We start from the raw sequence: 12,739 nt of genomic DNA, 5'->3' as shown, positions 1-12,739 counted from the left end.
CTGGCGGCACCCGCTGCACGGCGGGCACAGCTCACTCGAAAGGGCGAGCGAGGCAACCGTTTCCGTGGTCTATACGTCAAGTTGAGGGAAGGGACGGCTCAGGCGTCGGCGCACCAGGTGCGTGTGGGCGCCACCCGGCGCAGCTCGGTCATACGTACGCCATACATATGGCGTACAAAGTTGCTCCGCCCGCTTGCCCCACCCTTTTGCCCCGCCCCTAGACTGAACCTCCAGCAGGTGGCTACACGCTCGAAAGGCGCCCCCGTGTCCATCGGCAACTCCCCCCAAGAGGACCGGCCCCCGGTCGGTCGAGCCCTCCAGCAGGCCCGGATCGACGCACGGTTGACCGTGGAGGAGATCAGTACCTCCACGCGGGTGCGAGTCCCGATCGTGCATGCGATCGAGCAGGACGACTACTCCCGGTGCGGTGGGGATGTGTACGCGCGCGGCCACATCCGTACGCTGGCGCGCGCCGTCGGGCTGGACGGTGACGCCCTGGTCGCCCAGTACGACGAGGAACACGGCGGCCGTCCCGAGCCGACCCCACCCGCGACCCTGTTCGAGGCGGAACGTATCCGCCCTGAGCCGCGCGGGCCCAACTGGACGGCTGCGATGGTCGCCGCCATCGTCGCGGTGATCGGCTTCGTCGCCTTCACCCTCGTCAGCGGGGGTGGTGGGGAATCCGGCCAGCAGACCGCCGAGAAGGCGCCGTCCCCGACTCCCTCCAAGGGAGCCTCCGAGGAACCGTCCCCCTCCCGTTCGAGCGACCCCAAGCCCTCCGAGAGTGCCATCGCCGGGGCGCCCGCCGACAAGGTGACCGTGCGGATGACCGTGGAGAAGGACAGCAGCTGGGTCTCCGCCACGGACCACAACGGGCGGCTGGTCCACGAAGGAGTGCTCAGGGCGGGCCAGTCCAAGACCCTCACCGACGACAAGCGGCTCGACCTGGTGCTCGGCAACCCGGGCAGGGTGAAGCTGTACGTCAACGGCAAGGAGGTCAAGCACCCGAGCGAGCCCGGTCAGGTGCAGCGGCTCAGCTACACCCGTGGCGACCCGGAGGCCGGCTGAAGCGCTGACCGAGGCCGGCTGAAGCGCTGACCGGCGGATGCCGCGCTCGCTGACCGGTGGGCGCCGCGCTCCGGGTGACGAATCCCCCCGGAGCGGTGAGCTGCGCGGCCGGAACCTGGCGGCGGGCGGTGCCGGGGGGACGAAGTAGGCTGAGCCCATGCCCGAACGCCGTACCGTCGCCCTTGTCACTCTCGGCTGCGCACGTAACGAGGTGGACTCGGAGGAGCTCGCAGGCCGCCTGGCGGCGGATGGCTGGGATCTCGTCGAGGACGCCTCCGACGCCGATGTCGCCGTCGTCAACACCTGCGGCTTCGTCGAGGCCGCCAAGAAGGACTCCGTCGACGCGCTGCTGGAGGCAAACGACCTCAAGAGCGCGGCCCAGCAGGGCGAGGGAAGAACCCAGGCCGTGGTGGCCGTCGGCTGTATGGCCGAGCGGTACGGCAAGGAGCTGGCCGACGCGCTGCCCGAGGCGGACGGAGTCCTCGGCTTCGACGACTACGCGGACATCTCCGACCGGCTCCGGACCATTCTGAGCGGCGGAGTGCACGCCCCCCATGTGCCCCGGGACCGGCGCAAGCTGCTGCCCGTGAGCCCCGCCGAGCGCCAGGGTGCCGCAGTCGCGCTCCCCGGACACGGCGCTGCCGCGGGCGAGGGCACCTCCGCGGCGGGTGAGGGGCTCGGTGCCGAGGGGGCGTCCCATGCGTCCCAGGAGACCACCCGGGAAGCGGTCGCCGCTTCCGCACCTGCTGACCTGCCCGAGGGCCTCGCGCCCGCCTCGGGGCCGCGTGCCCCGCTGCGGCGACGGCTGGGCAGCAGCCCGGTCGCCTCCGTCAAGCTCGCCTCCGGCTGTGACCGGCGCTGCTCCTTCTGCGCCATTCCCTCCTTCCGGGGCTCCTTCATCTCCCGTCGTCCCTCCGACGTCCTCGGGGAGACCCGCTGGCTGGCCGAGCAGGGCGTACGCGAGATCATGCTCGTCTCGGAGAACAACACCTCCTACGGCAAGGACCTGGGCGACATCCGCCTGCTGGAGACGCTGCTGCCGGAGTTGGCTGCCGTCGACGGCATCGAGCGGGTGCGGGTGAGCTACCTCCAGCCCGCCGAGATGCGGCCCGGGCTGATCGACGTACTGACCGGCACCGAGAAGGTGGCGCCCTACTTCGACCTGTCCTTCCAGCACTCGGCGCCCGGCGTACTGCGCGCGATGCGGCGCTTCGGCGACACCGACCGCTTCCTCGGGCTGCTGGAGGAGATCCGCAAGCGGGCCCCGCAGGCCGGTGTGCGCTCGAACTTCATCGTCGGCTTCCCCGGCGAGAGCGAGCAGGACCTGGCCGAGCTGGAGCGATTCTTGACCGAGGCCCGCCTCGACGCGATCGGTGTGTTCGGCTACTCGGACGAGGAAGGCACGGAGGCCGCCTCCTACGAGGAGAAGGTGCCGGCCGACGAGGTCGCCGAGCGGCTCGCACACATGTCCAGGCTCGCCGAGGAGCTGACCGCGCAGCGCGCCGAGGAGCGTGTGGGCGAGACCGTACGGGTACTGGTCGAGGCTGTGGACGAGGAAGAGGGCCCGCTGGGACGCGGCGCGCACCAGGCCCCCGAGACCGACGGCCAGGTGCGCCTCGCGCTGCCTGCGGCCCTCGCCACGGAGACGAGCGAGGCCGGTGAGGCGGACGAGGCGGGCCCGGTGCCGGCGGTGGGCCGGATGGTCGAGGCGCGGGTCGTCGCGGCCGAGGGCGTCGACCTGGTGGCCGAGCCGCTGGTGACGGCTTCAGCGGGGCACGGTGCCGTGCCGGCCGCCCGCTCGGGTGCGACTGGAGTCAGTGGTGCCGCCGGTGTGCCTCGCGAGGTGAGCGGGGAGGCGGGCAGATGACCGGAGTCCCGGCCTCCGCGGCCCGGCGTGGCACCGTACCGAAACCCAAAGCGGCGAGCACCGTACGCCCTGTGAGTCTGTGGAACATCGCGAACATCCTGACCATGGTGCGGCTGCTGCTCGTGCCCGCTTTCGTGCTGCTCATGGTGGCCAACGGCGGGCACGACCCGGCCTGGCGCTCGTTCGCCTGGGCTGCCTTCGCCATCGCCATGATCACCGATCTGTTCGACGGTGAGCTGGCCCGGCGGTACAACCTCGTCACCGACTTCGGGAAGATCGCCGACCCCATCGCCGACAAGGCGATCATGGGCGCCGCGCTGATCTGCCTCTCCGCCCTCTCCGACCTGCCCTGGTGGGTCACCGGTGTGATCCTCTTCCGCGAGCTGGGCATCACGCTGCTGCGCTTCTGGGTGATCAGACACGGGGTGATCCCGGCCAGCCGCGGCGGCAAGATGAAGACCCTCGCGCAGGGCGTCGCCGTGGGCATGTACGTGCTGGTGCTGACCGGCCCGCTGGCGACCCTGCGATGGTGGGTGATGGCCGTGGCTGTCGTCCTGACCGTGGTCACCGGCCTCGACTACGTACGCCAGGCCGTGGTGCTGCGCCGGGCCGGGATGGCGGCCGAGCGGGCCGGTGCGGTGGCCGGGCCGGCGTCCGAAACGGCGGAGTCGGCCGGGGGCGGTGACGAGATGGCGGCCGACAGCGGCGACGAGGATGACGCGGGCCGGACGGGGAACACGGGAGACTCAGGAAGCGCCGGAGACGCCGGGAACGACGGTGAGACCGGAAACGGTGAGGTCGTCGGGACCGGCGGAGGCGAACAGGACGCAGGAGACGCGGGGAACACAGGGGGTGAACGGCCCTGACGGAGGTGAAGTCGCGGGTCGGCGGTGTACTGGCGCTGCTCACCGAGCGCGGTCAGACGCTCGCCGTTGCCGAGTCACTGACCGGCGGCCTGGTCGCCGCCGAGATCACAGCTGTCCCTGGGGCCTCGCGAGCCTTCCGTGGTTCCGTCACGGCGTACGCGACCGCGCTCAAGAGGGATGTACTCGGCGTGAACCGGGCACTCCTTGAGGAGCGGGGTGCTGTCGACGCCGAGACCGCGTGCCAGATGGCGCAGGGCGTACGCAGCGCACTGGGCGCCGACTGGGGCCTCGCGACAACAGGTGTGGCCGGGCCCGAGCCCCAGGACGGGCAGCCGGTCGGAACGGTTTTCGTCGCTGTCGCCGGTCCCACGTCCGGGGCAGTGGTGGAGAAACTGCGGCTCGAGGGCAGCTTGAGCGGCGATCGAGCCGGTGACACTGGTGAGGAAGCCGGGGAACGTGTGCGTGCCGGTATTCGTACGGAGAGTGTTCGAGGAGCACTGGAGCTGCTCTACAAGGAACTGATCGAAAATGCTGGAGGGCAGGATAGGGAACAGACCGGGGGGAATGGATGTTTGCAGCCCTGAGTGAACACGACATCGCTCCCCGCACGGCTGCGTGCCAAGGCGGTACGGTGGAGCCTGAAGGAGTCGGGGCCAACTGGCCGTCCCGATACAGGCTGTGGAAGACGCCGCGCGTTGAGAGGGAGGAGCACCGATGATTCTGCTCCGTCGCCTGTTGGGTGACGTGCTGCGTCGGCAGCGCCAACGCCAGGGTCGTACCCTGCGCGAAGTCTCTTCGTCCGCCAGGGTCTCGCTCGGTTACCTCTCCGAGGTGGAGCGCGGCCAGAAGGAAGCCTCGTCCGAACTGCTCTCATCGATCTGTGACGCGCTCGATGTGCGGATGTCCGAGCTGATGCGAGAGGTCAGTGACGAGCTGGCGCTCGCGGAGCTGGCCGAGTCCGCGGCGAGCGACGCCGTGCCCGCGCCCATGCGGCCGGTGCTCAACCCGCTGTCCGTCACCTCGGTCACCGGAGTGCCCGAGGAGCGGGTCACGATCAAGGCGCCGACGGAGGCCGTGGACGTGGTCGCGGCCTGAGGGCCGTGTGCCGGTCCGTGGTGCGCCCGCGGCCGAGCCCGCTCCGGCGTACGACGTACGGGGCGTGGCAGGCGCCGTGTGAGACGTGCGACGACAGGTCCCGCTGGAGGACACCCGGCGGGGCCTTCGTGCATCTGGAGAGGCCCTGTGGCGGCTCGTACCTGGTGCCTCGCGCAAGAGTCCTGGGTTGAGGATTGAGCCTCTTGCGCGAGGCCGAGGAGAAGAGGGCGCTCGCCGCACGCAGACGTGCACGGAGCGTTCGTCGCACTGTGTGACCTACGTTCCGTGGTCGCGCGGTCGCCAGGAGTGCGGGACGATGGCGGGGTACTCGACTTGGTCGACGGTCTCGCGTCCTTGCCGCACACGGCGTTTCCGCCCGGTGCGGACCGGCACCGTCGCGGGAGGTGGCGGCATGACGGCTGTGAGGCCCTTGCTGCTGTGCCGCTGGGTGCTCGGCAGCGCTTGTGCCGTCGGGTGGCTGTGCGCGATATGGCGGGTGGCCGTCGGGGAGGGCGGCCCGGTCGAAGCCTCGGTGACGGCCGGGGGGTGGGGGCTGAGCGTGCTGCCCGTACACGTGGCGCAGGATCTGCCCCGTCGTGAAGGGCGCGGCGTCCGAGGCCAGATGCAGCACCGTATGCGCGACTTCCAGCGCCTCACCGACCCTCCCAGGCGGTGACATCCGCGACAGCGTCTCCTCGACGCGTCGGCGGCTCGCCGCGTCGTCCCATTACGTCATAAGAGTGCGCACCCAGCCGGGTGCCACCGCGTTGACCCGGATGCCGTGCTCGCCGTTTTCGGTGGCGAGGCTCTCCTGGTGAGCTGGACCACGGCGGCCTTGGCTGCCCCGTAGCACAGCAGCCCGGCGGAACCGGTGTCGACCGCGCCGAGCGCCGCGCGGTCGGGTTACGTCCGACGGATGCGTCCAGGCTTCGCCGCCGGCTTGCGTGATCAAGTCCGCTGTGCGAGTCAGCCTTCTCGTCCCGGTCAGCGCAGTGCACCGCTGCGCCCGCCTGCGCCAGCAGGACGGCGGTCGCGCGGCCGCCGCCGGCGGCGCCCGTCGCCAGAGCGGTGCGTCCGGTCAGGCCGTAGGCCGGAAGCCTGCCGGGGGCCGGTTGGCGGCCGTGTGCCCGGGAGTCTCATGGTGAACGACGCCGAAGAAGCTGGCGGGTAGTCAATTGGTCTGCGGAGCTGGACCCTTGTGGGATGCGCCGGCCGGTGGCGGTTGACAGTGCGGGCAGTACCAGACGGTACGTGGACGCTCCGGCGGCCCGTGGGAGCCCGTGCGGACAGGCGTACCGCAGCGGTAGCAGGGGCGGTTCTCCCGGCCGTAGACAGCCAGATTGCGGTCGGGTCGCGGGCTGTTGGTCGTACGTCGGCGCACGCTGTCCTTGTTCGCCTCCAGCAGCCGCTTGGCCGCCGCGAGCAGCCGGGCGGGCAGCGGATGCGGCAGCGAACCCACCGGCGCCCAGGGCGAGGTCCGGGCCAGAAAGCACAACTCGGCCGCGTAGACGTTCCCGATGCCGGCCAGGTTGCGCTGGTCCAACAGGGCCTCGACCAGCGGCCGCTCCGGGTCCCGGAGCAACCGCCGCTCAGCCTCGGCCGTGTCCCAGTCGGGACCCAGCAGATCAGGGCCCAGATGTCCGACGACGGAGAACTCCTCCACCGTCCGCAGCAGTTCGAGCACGGGCAGCCGGATCCCGGCCGCCGTGTGCGCGCCGGTGGCCAGCAGCGCACGGATCTGATGGGACGGCCCGAATCCACCGGAGAGGCTGTCCTTGCCCACGGGATTGGCCCTGACCCGCCAGGCGCCCTCCATGCCCAGGTGCGAGTGCACCGTCAGACCGCCCTCGATCCGCATCAGCAGATGTTTACCGCGCGGGGTGACGTCCAGCAGCGTACGGCCGGCCAGATCGACCGTCGCCAGTCGGGGCACCCGGAAATCGGTACGGGTCAGCGCGTGCCCGGCCAGCGCGGAGTGCAGGGTGCGCGCCGTACGCCAGACGGTGTCTCCCTCGGGCATCCGACCGCCATCCCTTCCATGATCTACCGGCATGCTGGGGGCATCACATGCCTTCACCGGCCCTTGAGGACATATGCCCATGATCGCAGGAGCCACCGACACAACCAGGGGCAGCGAGGAGAAGTGGGAGACGATCACGGGATACGATCCGGGGCCATGGGGCAGTGGGGATATGAACGACAGCACGACGCGCTCGACGTGGACGGAGAGGCCGAGGCCGAGCGGAGGGACGCGCTCGAGGGAGTGCGGGACTGGGTCGACGACCATGTGGACCGGTGGCAGCCGGTGCTGCCCTCGCTCAATCCCCACATCGAGGGCGCCGTCACCCGTATGCAGTTCCTCGCCGACCACCTGCGGCGTGCGGGGGAGCGCGCACTGGCGGAGCTCGGACTGCGCCGGGAGGAGCACGAGGCGCTGCACATGCTCGCCGGGCACGGCGGACGCAGGAACCTGACCCAACTCGCCCTCGACCTGGGGGCGGCCCCCAACACCCTGGCCGAACGGCTGGACGTGCTGGAGAAGCGCGGCTTCGTGACCCGTACGGCCACCGGCGGCAGGGGCGCTGCCGCAAGCGGGCAGGACGACGAACTCGAACTGACCGAAGAGGGCCACTCCACCTGGCTCGCCGCCATCGAGGCGGCAGGCGAGGAGGAACGCCGCCTGTTCAGCGCGCTCGACTGGCACGAACAACGCCTCCTCGCCGGACTGCTCCGCCAGATCATGCTGGCGACCGGGTCCTACGAGGCGGACGGCGAGGCCGACGAGAGCGGGGACGCCTAGAGCCTTCCGGCGGATCACGCGTACCTCGCATGGGGCTCGCTTGTCGGCCCCCAAGCGCGGTGCAGGGGTGCGCGCCCCGAGAGGGCGCGCGGACAACCGCTAACCCGCACGCAGCCGCAGGCCGCGCGGGGTCGGGTGGAAGCCCGCGGCCTCCAGCGTCGTGGCCAGCGGTGAGGAGAGCGCCGCCGTGCCGTTGACGCGCTCCACAGTGACGGTACCCAGCGCACCCTGGCGCGCTGCCAGGGCCAGCGCCTCGACGGCGGCCGTGAGCCGGGCGGCACCGGCCTCGCCGTCGATTCCCGCAGCCGACAGCGGCTCCGCGTCCCCGGCAACGCCCTCGGGCGTCTCGGGGCCGTGCGTCCAGGCGAGCAGCGTCTTGCCGCCCCGCTCGACGTACAGCGTCAGCACACCGTCGACCACAACCACCAGCGCGCCCGCCTTGCGTCCCGGCTTGTGCGTGGCGCCGGGCGGGGGCGGCGGCCAGGGCAGGGCGGCCCCGTAGGCGTTCGCAGGGTCGGCGGCAGCCAGCAGCAGCGCACGTGGCCCCGTGCGGGCGCCGGTCGAACGGCCGCGCCCGCGCGATCCGGCGTACGCATCCTGAGCTCCGTCTGGGAACGTACCCAGGGCGCCGCCCTCCCGTTCGCGTGCCGTACTGACGGCGCGCAGCCTGTCCACAGCGCCGTCCATCGCGAACTGTGCGGCGCCCAGGCCCTCGACCACATAGCCGCGCCGTGCCTGCCCGCTCTCCTCGAAGGCCGACAGCACCCGGTACGCGGCGGAGAACCCACCCTCCACCCCCTCGGCGGCCACCGCGCCGCGCGTCACCACACCGTGCCTGTCGAGCAGGGTGTGGGCCAGCGCGTGGGCCCGGTGGGTCGGTTCGCTCTCCGGGGCGGGCAGCAGCGACCAGCGGCCCGCGACGGTCGGCGGAGCCGAAGCCGGCGCCCGCCCAGGACCCCGGCGGCCCACACCGCTGCCCGCGGCCACCGCCGCCGCGGTGAACGACCCGTAACGCCCGCGCGGTGTCGGCCGCTTGGCGCGGTGCGCCGTCGAACCCGCCGTACGGCCCGAACCCAGCAGGGCCCGCAGCGGCGCGAGCGTGTCACCGGTGACCCTCCCCGACCACACCAGGTCCCACAGCGCCTCGGTGAGCTGCGGATCGGTCGCCTCCGGCTGCGCGGCGCGGGCCCGTTCCGCGATCTGTCGGAAGAAGAGACCGTATCCGCCCTCCAGTGCGGAAAGCACCGCCTGGTGCACCGGAGTCAGCTCCAAAGGATGCGGCTCGGGCAGCAACAGCGGGGCCGTTTCGGCGAGGTGGAGGGAGATCCAGCCGTCCTTGCCCGGCAGCGCGCCCGCGCCCGCCCAGACGACCTCTCCGGAAGCGGTCAGCTCGTCCAGCATGGGGGCGGCGTAGTCCGCGACCCGGCCCGGCAGCACCAGCTTCTCCAGCGCGGACGCCGGAACGGGCGCTCCCTGCAACTGCTCGACCGTGCGCAGCAGTCCCTCGACGCCGCGCAGGCTGTTGGTGCCCACGTGCTGCCACTGCGGCAGAAAAGCAGCCAGTGCCTGCGGGGGGACGGGCTCCAGCTCCTGCCGCAGCGCCGCCAGGGAACGGCGGCGCAGCCGGCGCAGTACGCCCGCGTCACACCACTCCTGGCCGATCCCGGACGGATGGAACTCGCCCTGCACCAGCCGCCCGCCGGCCGCCAGTCGGTGCAGCGCCCCGTCCGCGACAGCGGTACCGAGCCCGAAACGGGCAGCGGCGTCGGCCGAAGTGAACGGGCCGTGCGTGCGGGCGTACCGCGACAGCAGATCCCCCAGGGGGTCGGCGACCGGCTCGGTGAATGCCTCGGGCACGCCGACGGGCAGCGCCGCACCCAGCGCGTCCCGCAGCCGTCCCGCGTCCTCCACGGCCGCCCAGTGCTCCTGCCCCCCGATCCGTACCCGGATGGCCCGGCGTGCCGCCTCCAGCTCCGGCGCCCAGCCGGGCTCGGCCCCGCGCTCCGCCAACTCCCCGGACGTGAGCGGGCCCAGCAGCCGCAGCAGATCCGCCACGCCCTCCACGTCCTTGAGCCGGCGGTCCTCGGTGCGCCACTGGAGCTCCGCCTCCAGCTCGTGCAGTACGTCGGCGTCCAGCAGCTCCCGCAGTTCGGCCTGTCCCAGCAGCTCCGACAGCAGCCGTGAGTCCAGGGACAGCGCGGCGGCCCGGCGTTCGGCCAGCGGCGAATCGCCCTCGTACAGATACTGCGCGACATAACCGAACAGCAGGGAGCGCGCGAACGGGGACGGCTCCGCTGTGGTGACCTCGACAACCCGCACCCGGCGGGACTCGATATCGCCCATCAGCTCCGTCAGGCCCGGCAGGTCGAACACGTCCTGCAGGCATTCGCGCACCGCCTCCAGGACGATCGGGAAGGACCCGAACTCGCTGGCCACCTGCAGCAGCTGAGAGGCGCGCTGACGCTGCTGCCACAGGGGAGTGCGCTTGCCCGGGCTGCGGCGAGGCAGCAGCAGCGCGCGGGAGGCGCACTCGCGGAAACGGGCCGCGAACAGCGCCGAGTTGCCCACCTGGTCGGTGACCGTCTGCTCGATCTCCGACTTGTCGAAGAGCACATCGTTCACACCCAGTGGCGGCTGGTCCAAGTCGGCACCCGGCTCCTGCGCCGTCGAGAGCCCGGCCTGGGGCAGCGGGCCGAGCTCCTGGCCGGGCGTGCGCGGGGGACGCGGCTCGCCGTCGAACAGGTCGAGATCCATCAGCTCGGCGTCCGGCAGCCGCAGCACAAGACCGTCGTCGGCATGCATGACCTGGGCGTCCATGCCGTACCGCTCCGTCAGGCGGGCACCGATGGCCAGCGCCCACGGCGCGTGCACCTGCGCGCCGAAGGGGGAGTGCACCACGATGCGCCAGTCGCCCAGCTCGTCGCGGAACCGCTCCACCACGATCGTCCTGTCGTCCGGCACATGGCCGGCCGCCTCGCGCTGCTCCCCCAGGTAGGCCAGCAGGTTGCTGATCGCCAGCGCGTCCATGCCGGAGGCCGCCAGCCGCTCCTCGGCCTGCTCGCGGGTGAGCGAGCCGATCTCGCGCAGGAAGGCGCCCAACGCCCGGCCCAGCTCCAGCGGCCTGCCCAACTGGTCACCTCGCCAGAACGGCAGCCGGCCCGGCACCCCCGGCGCCGGGGTGACCAGCACCCGGTCCCGGGTGATGTCCTCGATCCGCCACGTCGTCGTGCCCAGGGTGAAGACATCGCCCACCCGGGACTCGTAGACCATCTCCTCGTCCAGCTCACCGACACGGCCGCCGCCCTTCTTCGGGTCGGCACCCGCCAGGAACACCCCGAACAGTCCGCGGTCCGGAATCGTGCCGCCGGAGGTGACGGCCAGCCGCTGCGCACCGGGGCGGCCGCTGACCGTGTTCGCCACCCGGTCCCACACCAGACGCGGGCGCAGCTCCGCGAACGCGTCGGAGGGATACCGCCCGGCGAGCATGTCCAGTACCGAGGTGTAGGCCGACTCCGGGAGCGCGGCGAACGGGGCCGCTCGCCGCACCAGGGCCAGCAACTCGTCCACATCCCAGGAGTCGACCGCCACCATGGCGACGATCTGCTGGGCGAGGACGTCCAGCGGGTTGGCCGGGATGCGCAGCGCCTCGATGGCGCCCTCGCGCATCCGCTCGGTGACCACGGCGGACTGCACCAGGTCGCCCCGGTACTTCGGGAAGACGACGCCCGCCGAGACGGCACCCACCTGGTGGCCCGCTCGCCCCACGCGTTGCAGCCCGGAGGCGACCGAGGGCGGTGATTCGACCTGCACCACCAGATCGACGGCGCCCATGTCGATCCCCAGCTCCAGGCTGGAGGTGGCGACCACGGCGGGCAGCCTGCCGGCCTTGAGGTCCTCCTCGACCTGGGAGCGCTGCTCCTTGGAGACCGAACCGTGGTGCGCGCGGGCGATCAGGGGCGGCGCACCGGTGACCGCGCCCGCGTTGCCCATCAGCTCGGCCGGGGAGTGGTCCTCCGGCATGGGCTCGCCGGTGGCGCGCTCATAGGCGATCTCGTTCAGTCTGTTGCACAGCCGCTCGGCCAGTCGCCGGGAGTTGGCGAAGACGATGGTCGAGCGGTGCTCCTGGATGAGGTCGGTGATCCGCTCCTCAACCGACGGCCAGATCGACGGCTTGCCGCCCCCGCCCGGTCCGGAGCCGTCAGGCCCCGCCGCGTCCTGTGCCGGGGAGCTGCCCAGCTCGCCCATGTCCTCGACGGGCACCACGACCGAGAGCTCGAACCGCTTGCCCGAGGGCGGCTGCACGACCACGGCGTTCCTCCGCGGCGAGAGGAAGCGGGCCACCTCGTCCACGGGGCGCACGGTGGCCGACAGGCCGATACGCCGCGCCGGGCGCTCCAGCAGGTGATCGAGTCGCTCCAGGGAGAGGGCCAGATGCGCGCCGCGCTTGGTGCCGGCCACCGCGTGCACCTCGTCGACGATGACCGTCTCGATGCCGGAGAGCGCCTCCCGGGCGCCGGAGGTCAGCATCAGGAAGAGCGACTCGGGCGTGGTGATCAGGATGTCCGGCGGACGGCGGGAGATGGACCTCCGTTCGGCCGCGGGGGTGTCACCGGAACGGATGCCGACCTTGATCTCCGGCTCCGGCAGGCCCAGCCGCAGCGACTCATGGCGGATACCCGTGAGCGGACTGCGCAGGTTGCGCTCCACATCGACGGCGAGCGCCTTCAGCGGGGACACGTACAGCACCCGGCAGCGCTTGAGCGGGTCGGCCGGCGGCGGTGAAGCGGCGAGCCGGTCCAGCGAGGCGAGGAAGGCGGCCAGCGTCTTGCCCGACCCGGTCGGCGCCACCACCAGCGCGTCCGACTCCTCGGCCAGCGCACGCCAGGCCCCCTCCTGAGCAGCGGTGGGCTCGCTGAAGGCGCCCGTGAACCATGCACGGGTCGCCGGTGAGAAGGCGTCCAGCGCCGATGTCCGACCCATGCTCCCCATCGTGCAGCACGGCACTGACAGCGGCCGGGCCGCGGGTGCGGGCGGCCGTGCCGG

At 72.0% G+C, this 12,739-nt stretch carries 9 protein-coding genes and 1 pseudogene; 7 read left to right on the top strand and 3 right to left on the bottom strand.

Annotation, left to right across the window (positions count from 1 at the left end; all coding sequences use genetic code 11):
- Window positions 1-264 precede the first annotated feature (264 nt).
- The 6 genes from HC362_RS08140 (at window position 265) to HC362_RS08115 (ending at window position 5,572) form a co-directional block, all read left to right on the top strand.
- Entirely contained in the window at window positions 265-1,068 is an 804-nt protein-coding gene (locus HC362_RS08140) for a helix-turn-helix domain-containing protein (RefSeq protein WP_243083246.1), read from the top strand.
- 157 nt (window positions 1,069-1,225) lie between these two features.
- Window positions 1,226-2,935 carry a 30S ribosomal protein S12 methylthiotransferase RimO gene (gene rimO, locus HC362_RS08135; RefSeq protein ID WP_243083245.1) on the top strand — a complete coding sequence of 570 codons (1,710 nt, stop codon included), beginning with the start codon at window positions 1,226-1,228 and terminating at the stop codon, window positions 2,933-2,935.
- Window positions 2,932-3,801 (top strand): CDP-diacylglycerol--glycerol-3-phosphate 3-phosphatidyltransferase, encoded by an 870-nt coding sequence (gene pgsA, locus HC362_RS08130; protein ID WP_243083244.1) that lies wholly within the window; start codon window positions 2,932-2,934, stop codon window positions 3,799-3,801. Before rimO ends, pgsA begins: the two co-directional genes overlap by 4 nt.
- Window positions 3,798-4,385, top strand: a complete 588-nt coding sequence (locus tag HC362_RS08125; RefSeq protein WP_243088428.1) for a CinA family protein — start codon at window positions 3,798-3,800, stop codon at window positions 4,383-4,385. Before pgsA ends, HC362_RS08125 begins: the two co-directional genes overlap by 4 nt.
- 130 nt (window positions 4,386-4,515) lie before the next feature.
- Window positions 4,516-4,896 carry a helix-turn-helix transcriptional regulator gene (locus HC362_RS08120; RefSeq protein ID WP_019360111.1) on the top strand — a complete coding sequence of 127 codons (381 nt, stop codon included), beginning with the start codon at window positions 4,516-4,518 and terminating at the stop codon, window positions 4,894-4,896.
- 412 nt (window positions 4,897-5,308) lie between these two features.
- The gene (locus HC362_RS08115) at window positions 5,309-5,572 is read left to right on the top strand and encodes a hypothetical protein (RefSeq protein ID WP_243083243.1); all 264 of its coding nucleotides are present in this window, start codon (window positions 5,309-5,311) and stop codon (window positions 5,570-5,572) included.
- Here HC362_RS08115 and HC362_RS08110 read toward each other — a convergent pair.
- Window positions 5,474-5,978, bottom strand: a pseudogene (locus HC362_RS08110) (SDR family oxidoreductase); the annotation flags it as partial. The gene HC362_RS08115 and the pseudogene HC362_RS08110 sit on opposite strands and share 99 nt — an antisense overlap.
- Before the next feature lie 89 nt (window positions 5,979-6,067).
- Complete coding sequence (locus tag HC362_RS08105) at window positions 6,068-6,916, bottom strand: DNA-formamidopyrimidine glycosylase family protein (protein WP_243083242.1); 849 nt, start codon at window positions 6,914-6,916, stop codon at window positions 6,068-6,070.
- A 156-nt stretch (window positions 6,917-7,072) separates the two neighbouring features.
- On the opposite strand from HC362_RS08105, the gene HC362_RS08100 reads away from it, so the two are divergent.
- Complete coding sequence (locus tag HC362_RS08100) at window positions 7,073-7,696, top strand: MarR family transcriptional regulator (protein WP_243083241.1); 624 nt, start codon at window positions 7,073-7,075, stop codon at window positions 7,694-7,696.
- A gap of 99 nt (window positions 7,697-7,795) precedes the next feature.
- On the opposite strand, the gene HC362_RS08095 is transcribed toward HC362_RS08100, so the two are convergent.
- Window positions 7,796-12,676, bottom strand: coding sequence for a crosslink repair DNA glycosylase YcaQ family protein (locus HC362_RS08095; protein WP_243083240.1), 4,881 nt, complete (start codon window positions 12,674-12,676; stop codon window positions 7,796-7,798).
- Between the last annotated feature and the right edge of the window lie 63 nt (window positions 12,677-12,739).

Origin of the sequence: Streptomyces sp. 891-h, assembly GCF_022760275.1 — a bacterium.
Lineage (GTDB): Bacteria > Actinomycetota > Actinomycetes > Streptomycetales > Streptomycetaceae > Streptomyces > Streptomyces spirodelae.
Note: the sequence above shows the minus strand (reverse complement) of the source record. Positions and strands in the feature narration are given on the sequence as shown.